This window comes from Mesorhizobium sp. ES1-3 (genome assembly GCF_020164795.1).
In the GTDB taxonomy this organism is placed as follows: Bacteria; Pseudomonadota; Alphaproteobacteria; order Rhizobiales; family Rhizobiaceae; genus Mesorhizobium.
In genome coordinates, this window is record NZ_JAIUGW010000015.1 from 1 (window position 1) to 22,173 (window position 22,173).

20 protein-coding genes are annotated in these 22,173 nt (G+C 63.7%); 6 read left to right on the top strand and 14 right to left on the bottom strand.

Annotation, left to right across the window (positions count from 1 at the left end; translation table 11 throughout):
* Window positions 1-176: 176 nt before the first annotated feature.
* The gene (locus LB536_RS19930) at window positions 177-1,169 is read left to right on the top strand and encodes a glutathione S-transferase family protein (RefSeq protein ID WP_140813600.1); all 993 of its coding nucleotides are present in this window, start codon (window positions 177-179) and stop codon (window positions 1,167-1,169) included.
* Here LB536_RS19930 and LB536_RS19935 read toward each other — a convergent pair whose 3' ends face one another.
* The gene (locus LB536_RS19935; protein WP_224595620.1) at window positions 1,170-1,667 is read right to left on the bottom strand and encodes an NUDIX domain-containing protein; all 498 of its coding nucleotides are present in this window, start codon (window positions 1,665-1,667) and stop codon (window positions 1,170-1,172) included. It lies immediately after the preceding gene.
* Between the two features lie 53 nt (window positions 1,668-1,720).
* Between LB536_RS19935 and LB536_RS19940 the strand changes: the two genes are divergently transcribed.
* Complete coding sequence (locus tag LB536_RS19940) at window positions 1,721-2,650, top strand: metallophosphoesterase family protein (RefSeq protein WP_224595622.1); 930 nt, start codon at window positions 1,721-1,723, stop codon at window positions 2,648-2,650.
* On the opposite strand, the gene LB536_RS19945 is transcribed toward LB536_RS19940, so the two are convergent.
* The 4 genes from LB536_RS19945 to leuA all read right to left on the bottom strand — a co-directional run bounded on the left by LB536_RS19945 (window position 2,634) and on the right by leuA (window position 8,118).
* On the bottom strand, window positions 2,634-3,248 hold the full coding sequence (locus LB536_RS19945) for a hypothetical protein (RefSeq protein WP_224595623.1): 615 nt from the start codon (window positions 3,246-3,248) through the stop codon (window positions 2,634-2,636). The two genes, LB536_RS19940 and LB536_RS19945, sit on opposite strands and share 17 nt — an antisense overlap.
* Before the next feature lie 93 nt (window positions 3,249-3,341).
* Window positions 3,342-4,142: an alpha/beta fold hydrolase gene (locus LB536_RS19950; protein WP_224595625.1), complete on the bottom strand. Its 801-nt coding sequence runs from the start codon at window positions 4,140-4,142 to the stop codon at window positions 3,342-3,344.
* 199 nt (window positions 4,143-4,341) lie between these two features.
* Window positions 4,342-6,117 (bottom strand): tetratricopeptide repeat protein, encoded by a 1,776-nt coding sequence (locus tag LB536_RS19955; protein WP_140758536.1) that lies wholly within the window; start codon window positions 6,115-6,117, stop codon window positions 4,342-4,344.
* Between the two features lie 255 nt (window positions 6,118-6,372).
* Window positions 6,373-8,118, bottom strand: coding sequence for a 2-isopropylmalate synthase (gene leuA, locus LB536_RS19960; RefSeq protein ID WP_224595627.1), 1,746 nt, complete (start codon window positions 8,116-8,118; stop codon window positions 6,373-6,375).
* A 402-nt stretch (window positions 8,119-8,520) separates the two neighbouring features.
* Between leuA and LB536_RS19965 the strand changes: the two genes are divergently transcribed.
* Window positions 8,521-9,687, top strand: coding sequence for an ATP-grasp domain-containing protein (locus LB536_RS19965; RefSeq protein WP_224595629.1), 1,167 nt, complete (start codon window positions 8,521-8,523; stop codon window positions 9,685-9,687).
* A 4-nt stretch (window positions 9,688-9,691) separates the two neighbouring features.
* A complete protein-coding gene (locus LB536_RS19970) occupies window positions 9,692-10,468 on the top strand; it encodes an esterase family protein (protein WP_224595631.1) in 777 nt (258 codons plus the stop codon).
* A gap of 139 nt (window positions 10,469-10,607) precedes the next feature.
* Here the strand turns inward: LB536_RS19970 and LB536_RS19975 are convergent, their stop codons facing one another.
* Window positions 10,608-12,143 carry an MFS transporter gene (locus LB536_RS19975; RefSeq protein ID WP_224595632.1) on the bottom strand — a complete coding sequence of 512 codons (1,536 nt, stop codon included), beginning with the start codon at window positions 12,141-12,143 and terminating at the stop codon, window positions 10,608-10,610.
* Between the two features lie 147 nt (window positions 12,144-12,290).
* Here LB536_RS19975 and LB536_RS19980 point away from each other — a divergent pair, with 147 nt between their 5' ends.
* Window positions 12,291-13,175, top strand: a complete 885-nt coding sequence (locus LB536_RS19980; protein ID WP_224595635.1) for a LysR family transcriptional regulator — start codon at window positions 12,291-12,293, stop codon at window positions 13,173-13,175.
* A gap of 20 nt (window positions 13,176-13,195) precedes the next feature.
* Here LB536_RS19980 and LB536_RS19985 read toward each other — a convergent pair whose 3' ends face one another.
* The 5 genes from LB536_RS19985 to LB536_RS20005 all read right to left on the bottom strand — a co-directional run bounded on the left by LB536_RS19985 (window position 13,196) and on the right by LB536_RS20005 (window position 16,291).
* Window positions 13,196-14,299 (bottom strand): AbrB family transcriptional regulator, encoded by a 1,104-nt coding sequence (locus tag LB536_RS19985; protein ID WP_224595638.1) that lies wholly within the window; start codon window positions 14,297-14,299, stop codon window positions 13,196-13,198.
* A 69-nt stretch (window positions 14,300-14,368) separates the two neighbouring features.
* Window positions 14,369-14,614 carry a type II toxin-antitoxin system Phd/YefM family antitoxin gene (locus LB536_RS19990; protein ID WP_224595640.1) on the bottom strand — a complete coding sequence of 82 codons (246 nt, stop codon included), beginning with the start codon at window positions 14,612-14,614 and terminating at the stop codon, window positions 14,369-14,371.
* A 16-nt stretch (window positions 14,615-14,630) separates the two neighbouring features.
* Window positions 14,631-14,939, bottom strand: coding sequence for a putative quinol monooxygenase (locus LB536_RS19995; RefSeq protein WP_224595642.1), 309 nt, complete (start codon window positions 14,937-14,939; stop codon window positions 14,631-14,633).
* 58 nt (window positions 14,940-14,997) lie between these two features.
* Window positions 14,998-15,783, bottom strand: coding sequence for an SDR family NAD(P)-dependent oxidoreductase (locus LB536_RS20000; protein WP_224595644.1), 786 nt, complete (start codon window positions 15,781-15,783; stop codon window positions 14,998-15,000).
* 70 nt (window positions 15,784-15,853) lie between these two features.
* Entirely contained in the window at window positions 15,854-16,291 is a 438-nt protein-coding gene (locus tag LB536_RS20005; RefSeq protein ID WP_224595645.1) for a DsrE family protein, read from the bottom strand.
* Window positions 16,292-16,396: 105 nt separating this feature from the next.
* Here LB536_RS20005 and LB536_RS20010 point away from each other — a divergent pair, with 105 nt between their 5' ends.
* Window positions 16,397-17,494, top strand: a complete 1,098-nt coding sequence (locus tag LB536_RS20010; protein ID WP_224595648.1) for a hypothetical protein — start codon at window positions 16,397-16,399, stop codon at window positions 17,492-17,494.
* Between the two features lie 181 nt (window positions 17,495-17,675).
* On the opposite strand, the gene LB536_RS20015 is transcribed toward LB536_RS20010, so the two are convergent.
* From LB536_RS20015 to LB536_RS20025, 3 genes are all read right to left on the bottom strand, one after another.
* Window positions 17,676-18,623: a cation diffusion facilitator family transporter gene (locus LB536_RS20015; RefSeq protein WP_318013475.1), complete on the bottom strand. Its 948-nt coding sequence runs from the start codon at window positions 18,621-18,623 to the stop codon at window positions 17,676-17,678.
* Window positions 18,624-18,628: 5 nt separating this feature from the next.
* The gene (locus LB536_RS20020) at window positions 18,629-20,818 is read right to left on the bottom strand and encodes an anthranilate synthase (protein WP_224595649.1); all 2,190 of its coding nucleotides are present in this window, start codon (window positions 20,816-20,818) and stop codon (window positions 18,629-18,631) included.
* 220 nt (window positions 20,819-21,038) lie between these two features.
* Window positions 21,039-22,094, bottom strand: coding sequence for a succinylglutamate desuccinylase/aspartoacylase family protein (locus tag LB536_RS20025; protein ID WP_224595651.1), 1,056 nt, complete (start codon window positions 22,092-22,094; stop codon window positions 21,039-21,041).
* Window positions 22,095-22,173 lie beyond the last annotated feature (79 nt).

The following is a 22,173-nucleotide window of genomic DNA, read 5'->3' on the forward strand; positions in this document are numbered from 1 at the left end:
AAAAGGCCGGATGGAGCCCCGACTACCTCGCCTCAATCCTCGGTCAACTTCCCCGTTAACCTGGATTCGCAGCCCTGTTCGCTGGCCCTGCCGATTGACGATCTGTTCAGTCGCGAAGGATTTCCACCCTGCCGCCTCGCGCCCTACATGAAGTTCGAGCGCGAAAAGGAGACCCCATGGGATTGCTGGTCGATGGCAAATGGCAGGAGCGTCCGTCCACAACCAAGAACAGCGGCGGCAAATTCGTGCGGGCGCAATCGCAATGGCGCGACTGGATCACCCGCGACGGAACGCCGGCCGAGGGCCGCAGCCGCGGCTTCAAGGCGGAGCCCGGCCGCTATCACCTCTATGTCTCGCTTGCGTGTCCGTGGGCGCACCGGACGCTGATCTTTCGGGCGCTGAAAAAGCTCGAAGACGTCATTTCGGTGTCCGTGGTCCATCACTTCCTGGGCGCTGATGGTTGGACCTTCCTGGCGCAGGACGGCGGCACCGGCGACGCGCTCTATGGCCTCGATTTCCTGCATCAGATCTACACCAAGGCCGATCCCGCCTATTCCGGCCGGGTAAGCGTGCCGGTGCTGTGGGACAAAAAAGAGCGGACCATCGTCTCCAACGAATCCTCCGAGATCATCAGGATGCTCAATTCCGCCTTCGACGAATGGGGCGACGCAAGCCTCGATTTCTATCCGCATGCCCTGCGTGGCGAGATCGACGCGGTCAACACGCCGGTTTATTCAAACGTCAACAACGGCGTCTATCGCGCCGGCTTCGCCACCACGCAAACCGCCTATGAGGAAGCGTTCGGCGAGTTGTTTTCGACGCTCGATGCGCTGGAAGATCGCCTTTCCAGGCAACGCTATCTGGTTGGTGACCGCATCACCGAGGCCGACTGGCGGCTGTTCACCACTCTGGTGCGCTTCGATCCGGTCTATGTCGGCCACTTCAAGTGCAATATGCGCCGCATCGCCGACTATCCGAACCTGTCGAATTATCTGCGCGATCTCTATTCCGTGCCTGGTGTCGCCGACACGGTCAGCCTGCACCACATCAAGGCGCATTACTATCGCAGTCACGAAACGATCAATCCGAAACGGATCGTGCCGGTGGGACCGGAGCTCGACTATGGCGCGCCGCACGACCGAGCGCGATTCGGGAAGGCAGCTGCCTGATTACCAATAGGGCGATGCTGGCGTGTCGCCGAAGACCTCGGCAATCCGCCGCAGCGTTGCCGGTGTCATGCCTTCCGGCAAGCGATCGAGCGGGAAGAAGCCGGCCTCGGCGATTTCACGGTCGGGCAGTTTCGGCGCGGTCTGGCTGAAATTTTCGACGAGATAGAAGCCGACATGGTCGCGCCGGCTCGAGCGGCGGTTCAAATGCATCGATTTGAAAACCGGTGGCGTGGTCAGCGCGATGTTGCCTTCCTCGGCCAGTTCGCGCGCCAGCGCGTCGGCCATTGTCTCGCCAGCCTCGACACCGCCGCCGGGGAGCTGCCAGCCGGGCACATAGGTGTGGCGAATGAGGAAGACGGAATTGGTGGCGGCATCGTGGATCAGGCCGCGCACACCGAGCGTCATCGGCCGCCGCAGCACGAAATAGAGATGGAACAGGCGGGCCCTCAAACCCGGCCAGCCAGTCTGGCGGAACGGAGCCTCGTCGTCGCTCGCCATCAGTCGCGAAACCGTGGGTGGAAAGGGGCGCGCGCGTCGCCTATGAAGGAGGAATGTTCAGGCTCGCGCATATTTCCGATGTCCATCTGGGGCCGCTCCCCGATGTATCCTATCGCGATCTCGCGTCCAAGCGCGTGCTCGGCTACGTCAACTGGCAGCGCAATCGCCGCCGCCACATGCACGATGCCGTCATCGACGCCATCGTCGCCGACATCAAGGCGCAAAACCCGGACCATCTCGCCGTCACCGGCGACCTCGTCAACCTGGCGCTCGACGGCGAGATCGAGATGGCCAAACGCTGGCTCGAGACGCTGGGGCCGCCGCATGACGTTTCGGTCGTGCCGGGAAACCATGATGCCTATGTGCCCGGTGCCTTCGACAAGATCTGCCGGTCGTGGGCGGCGTGGATGAGCGGCGACGGTGTCAACACGCCGGTCGATCGCAATGCCTTTCCGTATGTGCGCGTGCGCGGCAATGTCGCGCTGATCGGCGTCTCGACGGCGCGCGCCACGGCGCCCTTCATGGCCAATGGCTTCTTCATGGAGGGGCAGGCGGAGCGGCTCGGCAAGATCCTCGAGAGCACGGCGAAGCAAGGGCTGTTCCGCGTGATCATGATCCATCACCCGCCGGTGCGGGGCGCCGTTTCCCAGCACAAGCGGCTGTTCGGCATCGCCCGCTTCCACAAGATCATCCGTCGCCATGGCGCCGAGCTTGTTCTGCACGGCCATTCGCATCTGCCGTCGCTGTTCCAGATCGGGCTTCGCGGTGTAAAGGTCCCAGTCGTCGGCGTCGCCGCCGCCGGCCAGGCGCCGGGCGGCAAACAACCCGCCGCGCAGTACAATCTGTTCGAGATTGACGGCGAAAAGGGAGACTGGCGCATCCGGCTGACGCGGCGCGGCCTGACCGGACCGTCCATACCGCCTTCCGATCTGCAGACCCTGGAACTCGGTGTCGAGGCCGGCGAGGCTATGGCCGCCAGTTGAGAACCATGGCCGCGAGGCGGTCCCAGAACAGCGCCGCCGACACCGCGAGGCCAACCAGTCCGCCGGCGGTGATCAGCCCAAGGCCGGACAGGAAGGCCGACCAGCCCTTGCCTTGCGTCGACGCTCGCAGCGGCGGCTCGGCTTCCGCGACCTCGGCGCGTCTCATGCCGGCGACCGCCGGCTCGACGCCACCTTCCATCATCCTCTGGCGCTCGACGATGCGCTCGGCGACATAACGCGTCACGGAATCGGCGACCGGCTTCATCTCGGTCGATTCGGCAAGCACGACACGGCCAACACGGGTGTCCTTGAGGAAGCGGTAGGTGCGGCGGTCGCGCCCCATCGCGACATGGCTGACGGCGTCGATCCACAGGCGCGGCTGTAGCCCCGAGGAGACCACAAAGTCGAAATTGTCCATGTCGGCTGGAACATCGGCAAAGACGGGCGCGAGGTCCGCTGCCAGGAGGTCGAGGCGCATGCGGTGCGCCTCGCGCATGTCGACGACGACATCGTCGCGGTCAGCGAAGGCGTTCTTCACGTCACGGATGGCATCGGACAGTTTGCTTGACGGATCGATCTTCTCGCCTGCGTCCTTCATCGGCGTCTGCCTCGCGGGGTTGGTTAACACGCAGTTAACACAGCCGCCGGCAAAATGCACTGGCGCGATGAAGGCGGCGTCGCGCGGGAAGTGTCAGCCGGTCGCGGCGAGTTTCGGGCGCAAGGGCCTGGCGCGGCGGTTCATGTTGCGCCGGATGATCGTGGCGACCAGATCGGGCGCCTCCTCGATCAGCATATGGCCAGCCCCCAGCACGTGGTGCACGTGAAATCGCGCGGGGAGATTATCCGTTTGGGTAAAGGGCAGCACGGAGTCGTCGCTGCCCCATACCACCATCACCGGCATGGTCAGTGTGTCCAACCGGTCGCGCGGGATGACGCCCTGCCGGTCGTCGCTGGTCATGGCGGCAGCAATCTCTACGAGTTTCTCCATCTGGCCGGGTCGCCTGCGCATGTCCCCAAGGGCGTCCACGGTGTGATCGATGGGCCGCGTCAGTGGCCCCGACATCGCGACGAGGCACGCCCGGATGTCGGATGGGTGCCTCGCGGCGGCAAAGCGGCGCAACAGCGGGCCGTTGATCTCGGGGCCGAAGCCGCCAGGCGCCAGAAGCGTCAGCGACGCCACCCTCTCGGGCTCGGCCAGCGCCATCAGCGTCGCCACCGCGCCGCCCATCGAGTGGCCCACCAGATGAACGCGCCTTACCGATCGTGCGGTGAGATCGGCGAGGACGGCCTTCGCCGCCACCTTGGCCGGGCCGGCACCGGGGAAATCGAGCGACAGCCCGTGTCCGGGCAAATCATAAGCGAGTGTGCGTGCGGCAGGCGACAGCGATGGGACCACTTCGTGCCAAATATCATGGCAGCCGCCGAAACCATGCAGTAGAACGATGGTCTTCGAACCGGCACCTCGTTCGGTGGCATGAAGCGATGAAATCATGAAGCTGGGGATTTGTTGCAGGGCTATGAGAAATGCGAGACCACGGTCAATTGTGGCTGGATTGCGCCTCGCCCTGCGCGATGGCCAGTAAAATTTTCGCGATTTGTACGGTTGATGACAGAACTCGCCGGCTAACCGATATTCGATGATCGGTGTGTACGAAATCGACAATGCTCAGCGCCGTCGATATTGCTGGGCGTTAGCCTGCGCTGCCGAGTCCGGCGGCGCGTAACGCGCCGACCAAGCGCTCGGTCAGATCGGCCGGATATTTTCGGTCTATGAAGGTCGCGCGCGGGTTGGCGGCGAATTTCGGAAATTTGGCGGTCAGTTCGTCGAGCAGCCTGCGCGCCAGATTGTCCCGACCGGCGATCTTGGCGCCGATCAGCCGGGCGGCAAGATAGTGCGACTTCGTTGCGGTTGTTCTGAGAGAAGAACTGGCGATCGCGGCCTTGTTCGTGTCGCCAAGCATAAGTTCGCCGGCGAAAAGTCCAAAATCCCACCATGTCGGATGGCCGCTGGAGGCATCCACCGCCTGTGCCAGGATCGGCGTCCCCTCGGCATACCGGCCGGCGAAAATCAGCCCGTAGCCATAAGCGGCGGCCATGGCGAGATCGTAGCGATTGAGGTCATAGGCCTTGCGCATCCAGCGCAGCGCCTCGTCGGCATTGCCAAGACGGGAATTGATGTAGCCGTAAGAGCGATGCGCATAAGGGCTGGTCGGTCCCATCTGCACGGCGCGATGGGCGAATGTCATCGCCTTCTCGATGGTGGCATCCGGCGGATAGGCGTAGTGGTCATTCACGGCCTCCAGGTGGAGCGAGGCGAGTTCCGAATAGACCAGCGGTGACTTGGCACCGTTTTCGGCGAGGGTTTCGAGGCAGCGATAGGCGTCCTCGTGGGTCCTCGCGTTCTGGTCGAGATAATATTTGTCGTTGAGCGTCAGGCACTGCGTGAGGGCGGTCTGAATGCCGCTTTGTTCGAGATAGCCGTAGATCGTGCCGGAAGCAGGGAGAGCGGACGTCAAGATGCCGGCTATACTGTTCTCGACGGCGGTCGGTGCGCTGTCGGCGGCGGTCAGATTGCGCGACAAAAGCACCCGTCCGGTCGCCACGCTCTGCAGTTCGATCGTGATGTCACCGGTATCCGGCCCAGGCAGAATATCGAAGATGAAGCTCGTGGCATTGGTGGCCGGATCGGTCGTGTCGACCGTGTTGCGACCGATGAAGTCGATCGTATCGAAGCTGCTCAAGCCGGCGCGCAGCGATGCGGCGACACGGCTGGCATCCGTGCCACTGGCCTTGACGGCGATGTAGACGAGCGGCAAGGCCTCGCTGGCGGGGGACGACGCGACGCTGTCGGTCAGGCCCGCGGTCTCGAGCGTGGCCGCAAGGTCGCCGCCTGCCAACAGCGCACCGCCGCCCTGACGCAGGATCAAAACGCCGAGCATGGCGATGACGACGGCGATCGCCATCCAGAAGAATCCGAGGTGACGTGCCACCGACGGCGCCGGCGCGACCATCGGTGCCGGCAAAGTAGCGGCCGGAATGGCACTTTCGGCGGTGCCGCGTTGCGCCGATGGAGCCGCCGCCGCTCCGTTCTGGATGGCGGGTTGGGACGTCTCCGGCAAGCGGATTGCGTTGAGCTCATAGGCCGGGACATAGCCGCCGCGCGGAATGGCTATGCGGACAGGCTCGGCAACACCTTCATTGGCGAAATATTGCTGCAGCAAGTCACGCAGGCGGCCGGCCTGAACCCGCACCACCGCGTCGGTCGAAGGATCGAAATCGCCATCCTTGCCGAAGACATCCATGGCGATGGAAAAGCCCTTGAGCCTGTCGGCTTCGCCTGCCTGTTCGCGCTCGACAAGATAACGCAGCAGCTTGCGTGCCCGTTCGGATCTTCCGAACGTTTCGCTGGCAAGCAGTCGCTCCAATGTTTCGCGCACTGCGGGGGCGGCAGGCGTGGCATGCTGCAAGTGTCGATCCTCTCGAAGTCGGCACAGGTTAAGGCACGGATCATATAATGCCCACACCGCCATACAAGTATACACGCATTATGTGATCGCGTACCTCACTGGATATTTTTCCGGTGGTTAACGACACGGTCGGTGTCGGCCACGCAATGGTCTTGGGAGTCATCATCAGCCAGTCGAGGCCAAAGCCTTGTTCGGGCTTGAAAAATGGCGGCGCGAGGGAAGCTACTTCTGCCTTCGCACCGCCGACCGCCGATGTTATCGCGCCTTGTGACCGACGATACGGTTGGCCGCTGACGTCACCGCTTCCAGCGAGGCAGCGACGATGTTGGTGTTGATGCCGGCGCCGAACAGCTTGCCGCCGGGATACTCCATCTCGACATAGGAGATGGCCGACGCATTCGAACCGCGCTGCATCGAATGCTCGGAATAATCGAGCACCGACATCTCGACGCCGACATGGCGCGACAGCGCGTCGACGAAGCCGTCGATCGGGCCGGTGCCGGTGCCGGAGATCGTCATTTCCTTGCCATTGTCGAGGATGACCGCCTCGACCACGCGCCGGCCCTTCACCTCGGTGTCGGGATAGGTGTGATGGTCGAGGAACTTCAGTCGGGCGCCCGGCTGGTCGACATAGGTTTCGAGGAAGCGGTCATGAATACGTTTTGCCGGTACTTCCTTGCCTTCGGCGTCGGTGATCGCCTGGATCGCCTGGCTGAACTCGATCTGCAGGTTGCGCGGCAGATTGAGGCCGTAGTCGGCCTGCAGCACATAGGCGATGCCGCCCTTGCCCGATTGCGAGTTGATGCGGATGATGGCCTCGTAGCTGCGGCCGACATCGGCGGGATCGATCGGCAGGTAGGGCACTTCCCAGTGCGGCGTGTTGGCCTTCTTCAAGGCCTTCATGCCCTTGTTGATGGCGTCCTGGTGCGAGCCGGAAAAGGCGGTATAGACGAGCTCGCCGACATAGGGATGGCGCTCGGGAATCTTCAGCTGGTTCGAATATTCGTAGACGTCCTTCATCCGGTTGATGTCGGAGCAGTCGATGCCAGGATCGACGCCCTGCGTGTACATGTTGAGCGCCAGCGTGACGATGTCGACATTGCCGGTGCGCTCGCCATTGCCGAACAGCGTGCCTTCGACGCGGTCGGCCCCAGCCATCAGGCCGAGTTCGGTGGTGGCGATGCCGGTGCCGCGATCATTGTGTGGATGCAGCGAGATGATCAGGTTTTCGCGGTTGTCGAGGTTGCGGCACATCCATTCGATGCGGTCGGCATAGATGTTGGGCGTCGACATCTCGACCGTCGACGGCAGGTTGATGATCAGCTTGTTGTCGGGGGTCGGCCTGACGATCTCGGTGACGGCGTTGCAAATCTCCAGCGCGACCTCGAGTTCGGTGCCGGTGAAGCTCTCCGGCGAATATTCGAAGCGATAGCCGCCGCCGGCCTTGGCCGCCATGTCGGTGATCATCTTGGCGGCGTCGGTGGCGATGCGCTTGATGCCGCCGACATCCTTCTCGAAGACGACGCGGCGCTGCAACTCGCTGGTCGAGTTGTAGAAATGCACGATCGGGTTGGTGGCGCCCTTCAGGGCCTCGAAGGTGCGGCTGATCAGTTCGGGTCGGCACTGCACCAGCACCTGCAACGACACGTCGGCCGCCACATTGCCTTCCTCGATGCACCAGCGGGCGAAATCGAAGTCGGTCTGCGAAGCCGACGGGAAGCCGATCTCGATCTCCTTGAAGCCCATGTCGAGCAGCAGGCCGAACATGCGCGCCTTGCGCTCGTGGCCCATCGGATCGATCAGCGCCTGGTTGCCGTCGCGCAGGTCGACCGAGCACCAGATGGGCGCCTTGTCGATGACCTTCGAGGGCCAGGTCCGGTCGGTGAGGCCGACGGTAGGGTAGGGCTGATATTTTCGGGCCGCGTCCGGCATGCCCCGGACTGGTTCCATTTCCTTGCCGGCTACCGCGGCATCAGGGCGGATTTCTTCTCGTGCGTTCATCGTCGTTTCTCCCGGCGGCCGGCGGGTCCGCCCTTCAGGCGGATGTGGTGCCAAGCGGCGCCTATACCAGAATTTCGTTCGCTTGATGTGAATTGCCAAGGAGCATGCGCTTGCGCGGCGGTTCGACCGCCGGGCGCTCCTTCAGCGAACCCGGCGATCGCCGATAAGGCCGAGAAGAAGCAGGGTCGAGGCAAGCGCGCGCACGGTCTTGCCGGCAAAGCCGGTCTGACGGGAAGCGATGGTGGCGCGCATGTTCATGGCCGCTCTCATACAGGAGCGGCCTGTTTGAGGCAAGCGGGGCCGGCCCCGTCGAATTTTATCCCTGGGCGGGTGCTCTTCCCCATACGCTGCAAATGGGCCAGAGTTGAACGGTGGCGGGGTGCCGCCGGCAGGGGGTCGTCTATGAATTTCGTGTTCTTCTCGCCGCATTTTCCCGCCAATGGCGCCGATTTCTGCGACCGGCTGAAGAAGGCCGGCGCGACCGTGCTCGGAATTGGCGACGCACCCTTTGACGCTCTGGACAGCAAGCTGAAAGCAGCGCTTTCGGAATACTACCGCGTCGCCGACATGGAGGACTATGAGCCGGTGTTCCGGGCGATCGGCCATTTCATCCACAAATGGGGCCGCATCGACCGCTTCGAATCGCTCAACGAGCACTGGCTGGAGCTGGAAGCCAACATCCGCACCGACTTCAACATCTACGGCACCAAGCTCGATTTCGTGAAGAATCTGAAGCGCAAGAGCCGCATGCGCGCCTTCTTCCGCAAGAGCGGCGTCGAGACCATCGCGCAGCGCAAATGTTCCGACCGGGCCGGCGCCATGACCTTCATCCGCCGCGTCGGCTATCCCGTCGTGGTGAAGCCGGATTCAGGCTCCGGCGCTTCGAACACGTTCAAGATCTCCAATGCGAAAGAACTCGACCAGTTCTTCCGGGACAAGCCGGAGGACGTGACCTTCGTCATGGAGCAGTTCATCGAGGGGCTGGTGGTGACTTATGACGGGCTGGTCAACCGCGACGGCGAGGTGGTGCTGGCGGCCAGCCACCGCTACGACCAGAGCGTCATGGATGTGGTGAACAAGGACCGCCACATGAGCTACACCTGCTTTCCCCGGATCAGGCCTGTCGTCGAGGAAGCCGGCCGCAAGATCCTGAAGGCGTTCGACGTGCGCGAGCGCTTTTTCCACATCGAGCTGTTCGAGACCAGGGACGACCGCATCATCGCGCTGGAGGTCAACATGCGCCCGCCCGGCGCCTGGATGACCGACGCGATCAACTACACGTTCGACATCGATGTCTACGCGGCATGGGCGGACATGGTGGTCAAGGACGCCGCCGGCGGCCCCTATGAGGGCAAGTATTTCACCGCCTATGCCAGCCGCAAGCGCCATCTCGACTATTTGCACAGCCATGCGGACGTGCTAGCCGCGCACGGCGACAAGATCGTCCATCATCAGCCAATAGAAGAGGTTTTCAGCCGCGCCATGGGGAACTACGCCTACCAGATGCGCTCGAAGGACCAGGCGGAACTGCGCGAGGCGGTGGCCTATATTCACGCGGAAAAGGCTTGAAGCCATGGACATTTCCTATCACAAGGCCTTCGCCCGCAACCTCGGCCGCGACATGGAGTACAAGCGCTACGGCCATGCCGGCCGGCCTGTCGTGGTGTTCCCGACCTCGCAGGGCAGGTTCTACCAGTTCGAAGATTCCGGCGGGGTGGGGGCGCTGGCCGAGTTCATCGACACCGGCCGCATCCAGCTGTTCACCGTCGACGGCATCGATTCGGAATCCTTCTTCGCCAGCCATGTCGATGCCGCGCACCGTATCGCCCGCCACGAGGCCTATTTCCGCTACGTGCGCGAGGAGGCGCTGCCGGAATTCCTGTCCACCGCCGCGCAAGCCAATGGCGGACGGCGGCTGAAGCCGCTGTTTTCAGGCTGTTCGATGGGTGGCTATCATTCCTCGAACTTCGTCTTCCGTTTTCCCGAACTCGCCAGCGGCGTCATCTCGCTGTCGGGGGTTTATTCGGCACGCGATTTCTTCGGCAAGGCGCTCGACGGCGACATCTTCTACAACTCGCCGCTCGATTATCTGCCAGGGATCGTCGACCCGAAACTGCTGGCGCGGCTGAAGACGCTCAGGCTGATCTTCTGCTGCGGGCAAGGTGCCTGGGAGGAGCGCATGCTGGTCGAGACGCGCCAGCTGGAACAGATACTGCGCGACAAATCCATTCCGGCCTGGGTCGATTATTGGGGTGGCGACGTCAGCCATGACTGGCCGTGGTGGCACAAGCAACTGGCCTATTTCTTCGGCCGCTGGCTGGATGACGATCTGATGCACAGGCTGGACTAACGCATGTCGCCCGGAAGTGTCCTCGGTTCCGGGACCACGACATGCATAAAATCAGAAGCTTACAGCAGGTCGCGCGAATACTATTCGCCGCGACATGCTGTAAGGTGCGTTGATATTCTGGCCTGCAAGTGGCTGATGCCTACCCTTCTTGGCACGCCGGCAGCGGTGCCGTCTCGTGCTCCGCCGCGGATCCTCGACGCAGGCCGAAGAAGACGACGAGGGCGGTGACGATGGTGATTGCCGCCAGCACGACCAGCAGCCTGTCGAAAGCCGTTTCGTAGACCTCGACGAGAACGGTGGCGCTGGCCGCCGGCAAATGTTGTGCGGTTGCGCCGACATTGCCGGTCACCAGCAATTGCGCCGCGGCGCCCGCATCGCTGGAAGGCGCCCCGCCTCGAGCGGCGAGCTGCGCTGCGGTGAAGCCTGACAGCGTCGCCATGACGATGGCCAGCGCCACACCCTCGCAAGCGACACGCGTGGTGTTGAAGATGCCGACCGCCATGCCGGCGCGCTCCTTCGGCACGACGCTGACGGCGAGCCCGTCCATCAATCCCCAGGGCAAGGCGATGCCGGCGCCGATCAGGATCAGCGGCGCGACCAGCGCGACGCCGATCGATGGCGTCAGGCTCAGCCAGACCAAACCGGCCGCCGCGACGAGCAGTCCCACGCCGCAGATCGTGGCCGGGGCGATCCAGCGTGCCAATTGGCCGGCGAGCAGGGGCAGGACCAGCAGTGGCCCGGAGAGGCAGATCATCAATTGCCCGGCCTTGATCTCGCTCATCCCCTCGATGCCGATGAAGCGGATCGGCAAAAGCACAAGCAGGACGACGAAGCCATAGGCGGGCGCCGCCGCCAGAAACTGGACGCCGACGAAGCGCGGATAACGAAACAGGGTGAGATCGAGCATCGGCCGCCGCGCGCGCCGCTCGACGACGACGAACAGCACAAAGCAAAGGAAGGCGATGCCGAGAAGCGTTGCCACCAACGGATCGGCCCAGCCGCTCTGCGGCGCCTGCAGCACGCCATAGGTCAGCGAGGCCAGCGCGATGGTGAAGGTGCCGGCGCCCGCCCAGTCGAGGCCGGTCGCATCCGGGTCACGCGATTCCCTGATCGTGCGCAGGCCGAGGATTGCCGAGGCAACCGCGAGTGCCACGACCAGAACAAAGATCGACCGCCAGCCGAATGCGGCGATGAGCAGGCCGGAGGCGATCGGGCCGATGGCCAGCCCGATGCCGAAACTGGTGCCGAGGAAGGAGAAGGCGCGCAACCGCAATGGTCCCTCGAATTCCTGGGCAAGTGCGGAGGCGCCGCCGGCGAAGGCCAAGGCACTGCCGAGCCCTTGCGCGGCCCTGAATATGTCGAACCAGGCGATGTCGGGCGCCAGCATCGCGGCGAGCGAAGCGAGGATGTAGAGGGCGAGACCGACGAGGAAGATCCGCTTGCGGCCATGATTGTCAGCCAGAGCGCCCGCCGCCATCAGGCTGGCGGCGAAGGTCAGCATGAAAGCGTTGGTCACCCAATTGAGCGCGATCGGACTGCCGCCGAGATCAGCCGCGATGCGGGAAAGCGCAACGGCCGGCCCGGTGAAGGTCAGGGGCATCGTCATGGCGGCAAGGCATACGGACAAGAGCACGAGCCATCTCTCGGCCGGGCCGACGGTGATCTTCAAAGTCATGGGTTTTCCTGTCTGAGCAGTCTGCGCCGGCATGCCGCGCTATCGCGGCGCCGGTCATGCGGACCAAGATAGGTCGGCGACGGCTCCGGAAAAATGGTATTAAATATCTCGACATAACGGACTGAAACGCTCGAATGGAGCAGTTTGATGGATCGCCTCAGCGGCCTTCTGGCCTTCGCCCGTACCGCCGAATTCGGCAGCTTCGTCGCCGCCGGCCGGGCGCTCGGCATCTCCGCTTCCGCAGTCGGAAAAAGTGTCGCGCGGCTCGAACAGGAACTCGGCGTGCGGCTGCTGCAGCGCTCCACGCGGCGGATCGGCCTGACGGAGGAGGGCAAGCTGTTCAACGAGCGCGTGCGGCGTATCCTCGACGACATCGACGATGCCGAGGCGATGCTGTCGCGGACACGGGAGACGCCGCGTGGGCGGCTGCGCGTCTCGACCCCGATCGTCACCTATCACCTTTTGCTGCCGGTGCTGTCGGAGTTCATGGCGCGCTATCCCGAGATCGAGCTCGATATCGATTTCAACGACCGGATCGTCGACGTCATCGAGGAAGGCATCGACGTCGCGATCCGCAGCGGCGAGCTGCCCGATTCACGATTGGTGTCGAAGCCCATTGCGCCCTTTCGCATGCTGCTGTGCGCGGCGCCTTCCTATCTCGATCGCCATGGCATACCCCGCGTGCCGGCGGATCTCATCCGGCATTTCGGCATAAACTTCCGCTATCTCAACAGCGGCAGGCTGCTGGACTGGCCGTTCATTACCGGGAGCGCCCAACCGCTGATCCGTTCGATGCTGACGTGCAACAACATGGAAGCCTTGAAGGGCGCCACGATCGCCGGCCTCGGCATCGCCTGCATGCCCGATTTCCTGGTGCGCGAGGCGCTGCGCGAGGACAGGCTGCGCACCGTACTGGACGATCATGTCGATGGCCGTGGCCAGTTCCGGATGCTGTGGCCCTCCAATCGCCATCTGTCGCCAAAGGTGCGCGTCTTCGTCGATTTCCTGCCCGAACGCCTTGCGGCGCGATAGGATCGCACGCTGCTGCGCTTTCACTCCCTGATGCTTCTGGCCACCAGCCGCGCGATGCTCGGGCCGACAAGCAGCACGACCAGGAAACGCGCCGACTGCAGCGCCATGACGAAGGAGATGTCGACGTTCCGCGCCGCGGCGGCGATGATGGCGACGCTGTCCATGCCGCCGGGGCTGGTCGCCAGATAGGCGGTCAGCGGGTCGACGCCGGCGAGATGGCTGAGGAGGAACGCAAGGCCGCCGCAAAAGGCGATCAGCGCGACGATCGAAGCGATGATCTGCGGCAGGGCGCGTGCCGCATGGCGTAGGATCGGCCTGGTGAAGTTCAGGCCGATCGACCAGCCGACCATAGCGTAACTGATCGCCAGCAGCCATTGCGGCAATTGCATCGGCACCCCGAGGCCAAGATGGATCACGGTGCCGAAGATGAAGCTGCCAAGGAAGAAAGGCGAGGGTAGCCGGCAAAGCCTGCCCGCCAGGCCGCCGACGATTGCCATGCCGATGGTGGCGGCGAAGGGCTGCGGATCGATCGCCGGGAACCAGACGATGGGCGGGACCTCGATGCCCGAGGTGTCGACCCACATCTTGGCGACGAGGGCCGCCGTCATCGAAACGAAGATGACGCGCAGATACTGCATGAAGGCGACAAGGCGCTGGTCGGCGCCAAAGGCGCCGGCCATCAGCACCATGGCAGTAGCGGCCCCCGGCGAAGAGCCCCAGACGGCGGTAGTGCCGGGCAGGATGCGCCAGCGGCTGATCAGCCAGCCAAGCAGGCTCGAGGCCGCGACGGTGGCGATCACCACGCCGAGGAACAGCGGCCATTCCTTGTAGAAGACCGCAAAGATATCGGCCGAGATCGAAGCCGCGACGAGGCAGCCGACGACAGCCTGGGCGGAGCCGAACAGAAGGCGCGGCACGCGCACACTGGCGCCATTGGTGCCGGCGACGATGGCCGCCAGCATCGGACCGATCAGCAGTGCCGCCGGCAGGGCCGCGAGTTCCAGCGCGCCGGCGAACAGCGCGGAGATGACCAGCAGGATCAGCCATTGCCATGGCTTGCTCAGCCGCTCCATGCGCTCGATGGCGGGCTGGTCGGGATATGGCTGCTCGGCCTCGGAATCCATGCTCTGGTCTTAGACCGGGCGGCAAGGAATGCGAACCCGCCCGCGTCGAAAAAAGCGACAGCTTCTAGTCTAGGTATCCGTGCCGAACAAGTGCTCGATCTCTCCACCGTCTATGCGATCGAAATGGTCGGGTACGGAAAACTGGCCAGCCATAAAGCCAACCCGTCGTGCCTGTGCCGGGGGCGATGGATCGAGAGGCATGACTTTGACCAATGGTTTGCCAACCCTGGCGATAATGAATGGCTCGCCTTTGGGGGCCAGGTCAACGAGACGTGAAAGATTGGCCTTCGCATCGCTAATGTTCACGGTCTGCATCGCGCGGCCGCCCAGCTCAGCCCGTTTTGGTTTCAGCCAAGCCGAAGCCGCCGACGGGATGGGTCTCCACCTGGAATTCGAAGCCGCCGATGAAGGGGCGCGCCTTGGCGATGGCCGCCTGGACTTCCGGTAGCTGCAGGGATGCCTTGTGGCTTGCCTGATCGGTCCACACTTCGGTCACCCAGATCGCGTCGGCGTCGGCCGGGTCGGTGGCGATGATATAGCTCAGGCAGCCGGGCAGGGCGCCGGTGCTCTCGCGCAGCACAGTCATGACAGCGTCGCGTTGGCCGCGCGCCGCCCGCATCTTGCCGATCAGTCCGTACATGTCCTCGTCTCCCCCTGGGTTGGCGCGAAAGGAGTGTGTCCAAAATGCCGGCCGCTGGTCAAGGCATCAACTGGCCGCCATTGACCTCGATCACCTGGCCGGTGATGTAGCCGCTCAACAGGTCCGATGAGAGGAACAGATAGGCGCCGACGCAATCTTGCGCCGTGCCGGCGCGGCCCTGCGGAATGGTGGCGACCATGCCCTTGATCTGCTCGTCGGTCGAATAGCGTTCGTGGAAGGGGGTGAGGATGGTACCTGGCGCCACGGCGTTGACGCGGATGCCGAAGCCGATCAGTTCCTTGGCCATGCCGCGTGTGACGTTGGAGACGAAGGCCTTGGCCGAGCCATAAAGGCCGGCGCCGCCGCCTGCACCATTGCGCGCGGCGATGGACGAGGTGTTGACGATGAAGCCGCCCTGTTTTTTCAGCCACGGGATCGCCTTACGCGAGGCGGTCAGCACCGAGCGTGCGTTGAGATCCATCACCGCGTCGTAATGCGCCTCGGTCTGCTCGGCATAGGGCACGCGGCCGAGCATGCCGCCGGCATTGTTGACGAGCCCGTCGAGGCGGCCGAAATGTCGCGCGCTGTCCTCGACGACGCGTCCGACATCGGCGGGAAGAGAAAAATCGCCCTGGACGAGGAAGACCTCGCCGCCGCCGTCGCGAATGACCCGGCCGAGTTTTTCGGCGGCGTCGCGGCTGGAATTATAGTGCAGCGCCACTTTGCATTTCTGCTCGGCATAGGCGAGCGCGAGGGCTGCGCCGATGCCGGTCGAGGCGCCGGTGACCAGTACCGCCTTGCCGGCGAGATCGGGGATGACAAGACCAAGGGCTGTCTCTGGCACGGCTGTTCCTCCGGGGATCTTCAAGATTCTTGGCGGGTCTTGCCACCCTTGCATTCAAGTCAGCGCCGCTTCAAGGCCTGAGATAGAGATAGCCCTGGCTTTGCAATTCGGCGAGCTTGACGACGCCGCCCTTGTCGGCGGCATGGAATCCGTCGAGCAGATCGGCGAGCGTAACGTCCATGCCGTGCATGGTGTTGCCGCAAGCGTGCGGGTCGAGCCCTTGCTGGACAAGACCGGTAAAGCGCCCCGAAATCGCGGCCGATATGCCCTTCGACTTGAAGGCGGCAAGGGCCGGACCATGCACGACCAGAGCGATCTCGACGTCGCCGCCGGTGCCCTCATAGTGGTTCTTGATGTTGCCGAGCACGAAATTGACCTTGTCGAGGTCGCTGAGGTGATAGGCGACCTTCAGCCTGGCAGGCTCGGTGTTTGCCGCCTGTACCGTCCGCAGGCCGAGAAGCGTTCCAGCCCCGGCGAGGGCCGCCTGGAACATGTCACGTCGGCGCATGGCGTCCTCTTCCTGGCTTGCCGGCTTCCCGCGATTTGCGTGGCTCGAGCCGCAATACTAGCATAAATTGACGCCACGTCCTGTCGATGCGGAGGAGGGGGTCACGTGGCGTTCAGTGAATGGAAAACGCTCGCCAGCGCCGGATTCGGCGTCGCACTGTTTGGCGGAGTTGTGGGTTCTGCTTTTGCCGATGACGGGCTCAAGCTCACCGAACTCAGCCCCAGCGGGGCGGACGCCTGTTTCGGCCGGGTCTATGACGCGGCGCACCTCAAGGCGCATCCGAAGCAGAAAGTGGCGCGGATTTTCTTCTACTACGGCCATGATCCGGTCAGACGTCCGAATGAGGAACCGAGCGCGAATTCCGATACGTCCTACAATGGTTTCCTGACCACCACGGTGCGCGGCGCCAAGGCGCCGGAATGGGCCGGCGGCTGGTGCAATCACCAGTCCGAGGACGGCAAATCGGCCCCGATCCGCTGCGGCATGGATTGCGATCGCACGCTGGCGTCGCTGAAGGTCGACGACAAGGGCAGGCTGATCCTGTCCGATCTGTCGCCTGATATCTACCTCGACGCCGGTTCGGAAGAGGAACTCGGCACGGCTGAATACGACAGGCAAGCGCTCGGGTCGGAGGACGACAATTTCCGCCTCGACCCAATGCCGGCTGCCACCTGCAAGGCCGAGTTCGCACGCATCGATCCGATCGATCCGGCGCTCGGGGCGCCGTTGCGCGAGCGGTTCAAACCCGACCAGGCCTTCTGTTATGGGCGCGACTATGATGCGGCGCATATGAGTTCGCATCCCGGCCAACTGACGCAGTCGATCCGGGTGTTCCGCGGGCCGGTGGAACTGGCCTCCTTCGCCTCCGGGGGCGATGTCACGAACTGGCCCGACGGCGCCGACATCGCCGTCTCGATCACCACACGGCAGAAGGGAGCCAAGATCACGCAGACCTATTCGTGCCAGGGCGAAGCCGACCAGTGGCGCTGCGCTGCGAGTTCGAAGATGAGCAATTTTTCCTGCGATATCGCGCAAAAGGAAATCTTCCTCAAGCGCGGCGCCCACGGCACCATCATGCTGGCCAATCCCAACAGCAGCCTGGCGGTTGTCGACCTGTGTTCGAAAGCCGCAGACGGCAAGACCAAGTCGGACGATAAGGTCTATCGGCTGGAATCGATGCCGCAATCAGCCTGCGCGCCTTGAGGCCTGTCGAGATTCAGGTGATGCCGGCCTGCGAATGGCGGCTTCCTGCGCTTCCCCGTTCTACTGCGTCGCAGTAGAACTGAGCTCACGTACTTAAAGTACGCTCCGCTCCGGTTCTCGGAAGTCACCATTCTCGACTCGGCCTGACCTGAATCTCGACAGGCCTCAGGCTAGCGCAAAGCTAAGCAAACGGCACGGCGGTCGTGCCCTTCGGCAGCTTGGCCTCGTCGTCGGGCTCGACATGGATTGTCACGCGCACCGAGGGGATGTCGTCCTTCAGCGCGTCCTCGATACGGTCGCAGATGATATGGCTGGCGCCGACCGACATGTCGGCATCGACGACCAGATGGAACTCGATGAAGGTGGCGCGGCCGGCGATGCGGGTCTTGAGGTCGTGCACCTCCATCGCGCCCTTGCAATTGGCCGAAATGATGTCGCGGATGCGCATGTGCTCCGCCGTGCCGACGGCCCGGTCCATCAGGCCGTTCATCGACGAGCCGATGACATGCCAGCCCTGCCACAGGATGTTGAGCGCGACGATGACGGCCAATGCCGGGTCGAGGATCTGCCAGCCGGTCAGGATTGCTCCGACCAGGCCGCCGAAGACGCCGACCGAGGTCACCACATCGGTCATGATGTGGTTGCCGTCGGCGACCAGCGCCGGCGATTTCTCGGCCCGGCCTGTGCGGATCAGCGTCCAGGCCCAGAAAGCATTGATGACGGTGGCGATGCCGTTGATCGCAAGGCCTTCCCAGGGCTGTTCGAGCGGCGCCGGCGTCTGCCAGGAGCGCCAGACCTCGCTCAGGATCAGAAGCGCGGCGACGACGATCAGCACGCCTTCGAGCACGGCCGAGAAATACTCGGCCTTGTGATGGCCGAAGGGATGATCCTGGTCGGCCGGCTTGTAGCTGACCTGGATCGCCCAGAAGGCCGCCATCGAGGCAATGACATTGACGATCGATTCCAGCGCGTCCGAATAGAGCGCGACGGATCCGGTCAGGTACCAGGCGGTGGCTTTGAGCGCGAGCACGACAAAGGCGACCACGATCGACCAGAAGGCAAGGTTGGCGACCTTGCGCTTCGCGGCGGCTTTCGCCGCGATCGCCATGGTGTTGTCGGCTTCGGCCATTACCGTCAGGCTGCCTTTTCCTTGGCCTTGCGCGGCAAATGCGCGACGATGTTTTCGATGATGCGCATGCCGGCATTGTGGCCGAGCGTCATGATCGATTCCGGGTGAAACTGCACCGCGGCGATCGGCTCCTTGCGGTGCTCGAAGGCCATGATGACGCCGTCCTCTGTCTCGGCGGTCACCATGAAATCGTCCGGCAGGCGCACCGGATCGGCGAAGATCGAGTGGTAGCGGCCGACGGTGACTTCCTTGGGCAGGCCCGAGAAGATGATGCCCGGTTTCGAGACACGGATCCGCGACGGCTTGCCGTGCATGGGAATGTGCAACTGCCTGAGTTCGCCGCCATAGGCTTCGGCCAGCGCCTGCAGGCCAAGGCAGACGCCGAAGATCGGCAGGTCGCGGGCGCGCGCTCGTCTGATGGTCGCCGCGCAGTCGAAATCCTTGGGCGTGCCGGGCCCAGGCGACAGCACGACCAGGTCGGGCTTCAGTCGCTCGAAGACTTCCTCCGGCACCGGCGTGCGCACGGTCGAGACATTGGCGCCGGTCTGGCGGAAGTAGTTCGCCAGCGTATGCACGAAGCTGTCCTCATGGTCGACCAGCAGGATGTTGACGCCGTCGCCGACGCGCGCCGTGGTGCGCTCGGTGCTGGTCGAATTGCCCATCTTGGCGTCGCGGATGGCGGAGAGCATGGCGGATGCCTTCAGTTCGGTTTCGGCTTCTTCTTCCTCGGGAATGCTGTCGAAGAGCAATGTAGCGCCGGCGCGCACCTCGGCGATGCCGTCCTTGATGCGGATGGTGCGCAAGGTAAGCCCGGTGTTCATGTCGCCGTTGAAGTTGACCATGCCGATGGCGCCGCCATACCAGGCGCGCGGGCTCTTCTCGTTCTGCTCGATAAAGCGCATGGCCCACAGTTTCGGCGCGCCGGTGACGGTGACGGCCCAGGCATGCGACAGAAACGCGTCGAAAGCGTCCATGCCTTCGCGCAGCCGGCCCTCGATGTGATCGACCGTATGGATCAGCCGCGAATACATCTCGATCTGGCGGCGGCCGATGACGCGCACCGAACCTGGATCGCAGACCCGCGACTTGTCGTTGCGGTCGACGTCCGAGCACATTGTGAGTTCGGACTCGTCCTTCTTGGAGTTGAGCAGCTTGATGATCTGCTCGCTATCCGAAATGGCGTCGTCGCCGCGCTTGATGGTGCCGGAGATCGGGCAGGTCTCGACGCGGCGGCCGTTGACGCGCACGAACATCTCCGGCGACGCGCCGATCAGATATTCGTTCTCGCCCAGGTTGATGAAGAAGGAATAGGGCGACGGGTTGATGGACTTCAGCTTGCGCGAAATCTCGGATGGCTGCGTCTCGCAGCGTTCGTAGAACATCTGGCCGGGGACGACCTCGAACAGGTCGCCGCGCTTGAAGCTGTCCATCGCCCTGCGCACCAGATTGGCGTATTCGCCCGGCTCATGGTCGCCGCGCGGCGGGATGCGGTCGGCGGTATTGAACGGCTCGGCGACCTGGTCGCGCGGCAGGCCTTCGGTCGAAAAACCCTCGCCCGCATAATCGTAACGGTCAGTCCAGGCCTTGGCCGAATAGTGGTCGACGACCAGGATCTCGTCGGGCAGGAACAGCACCAGGTCGCGCTGGCTTTCCTTGCGAACCAGCGTGTGGTCGACCGGGTCGAACTGGAAGGCGAGGTCGTAGCCGAAGGCGCCATAAAGGCCGAGATTGGCGTCCTCGGCCGTCTTGAACAGAGCGGTGATGGCGCGCAGCACGGTGAAGACGGAGGGAACGCGGCTGCGCTCCTCCTCGGTGAAGACACGGCCGGGCTTGGCGACGTCGAGGCGGATCAGCTTTTTCGTGGTCTCGGCGATCGTGACCTCGGCGAGACCATCCAGTGTCCTGCCGATGACAGGCAACAGCGCCTCGCCACGGCCGTTCAGCGCCTCGATGCGCATGGCGCGGCCGCGTGCCGAGATGACCAGCGGCGGATCGATGATGGCCGTATCCCAACGCGTATAGCGGCCGGGATATTCGTAATTGGAGGAAAACACCGCGCCCCGGCGCGAATTCAGGCCGTCGACATAGGTGTCGATCGCACCTTCATAGGGCCGGTCGTGGCGTTCGCGGGTGATGGTGATGCCACCCGTCGTCACGAAGCTTTCAGCACCGTTTTCCAGAACCTTCAACGTCATTGCCGTCTCCATCAGCTACTTGGGCAACGGACCCGGGAATGGCTTTGAAAAACAAATGGCCGCCCGGACATTCCGTTGCGGCCACCCTCTATTTTCACGCGCACGCGTTCGAACAGGCCGCTGTCAGCAGGCCCACCACCAAATGGTCTTGGTCGAACGCATGTTCATGGCGATTCCCTTAGCGGCGATCGGGCGGCCGCGCAACTGGATTCGACGGAGTCTAATCCTCCAGCGTGCCCGACCTGGCATCGCTGCTCTTCCGGTCGCCGACCAGTTTCAACAGGTCTTCGCCGGCGCGGATGATGCGGCGCGAGCGGCGGGTCAGGATGATGCCGTCCTGCGGCGCGAACACTTCGGTGCGGCCATCGGCTTCGCCCGGAGCGTGGACAATGGTGGCGAGACGAGCGCCCCGGGTGACGCGGTCGCCGGGCTTGACGTCGTAAAGGACCGCGCCGCCCCGTGGTGCCGGCATCATATCGATGTTTTCCAGAGGTGCCGCGACACCCTTGAACGGGCCGGGTGCGGGCAGGGCGCTGTCGGATATCACGCCCCGCGCCGCCAGCAGCCGGTAGAGGCCTGCCGCGTCGGCCGAGGCAAGCGCGCCGTCGACATCGAGGATGCCGCGATATTCGACCGTGGTGGCGACGCGCCTGTCGAACTTCGCGATGTCGGCGGCGGCGTTCTGGTAGGGCATGATCGAGGCGCCCTCGAAGGTGCCGTCGGTGTCCTCGCTCCACAGCACCACGGCATCGACGCCCATGGCGGCAGCGCAATCGGCCATTCCAGGCCACAGGCTGGTGTGGACGTAGAGATAGGCAAGGCCCTCGTCGTCGCAATGCAGATCGAGCACGATGTCATGGCCGAGCGAGAGATGCACCAGCAGCGACTTCAGCCGCTGGTCGGCGCCGCCAAAAGTGGCGTCCGGCAGAAGCCTGGTATCGGGCGCGGCAAGCAGCGGAAAGCCGCGATTGAAGTTGGTGCGGGTGCCCAGATGAAAGCGGCCCTGGTGCTCGCCGAAATGATATTGCGCGCGGCCGATCGGGTTGGCCCAGGGCACGATGGTGAGGTTGCCCCTGATGCGGCCTTCGGCCTCGGCCTTGTTCAGCATCGGCATCAATGCATCGATGGCGACGACGCCAGGCAATTCGCCGGCATGGAGTGCCGCCTGCAGATAGGCCGAAGGCGCTGCCTTGTCGGCACCGGCGAAGCGGAACACCGGGAATTCGTAGGAAACGCCCTCGCTGTCCCCGGCGATGCGTTCGATCGATTTCTGCATGACTTCCTCCATCAAGACCGAGAAGACATGCCCATTTGAAGGTGCCGATGTCGATTGGTCCAGCCCGCCGCGCCATGGG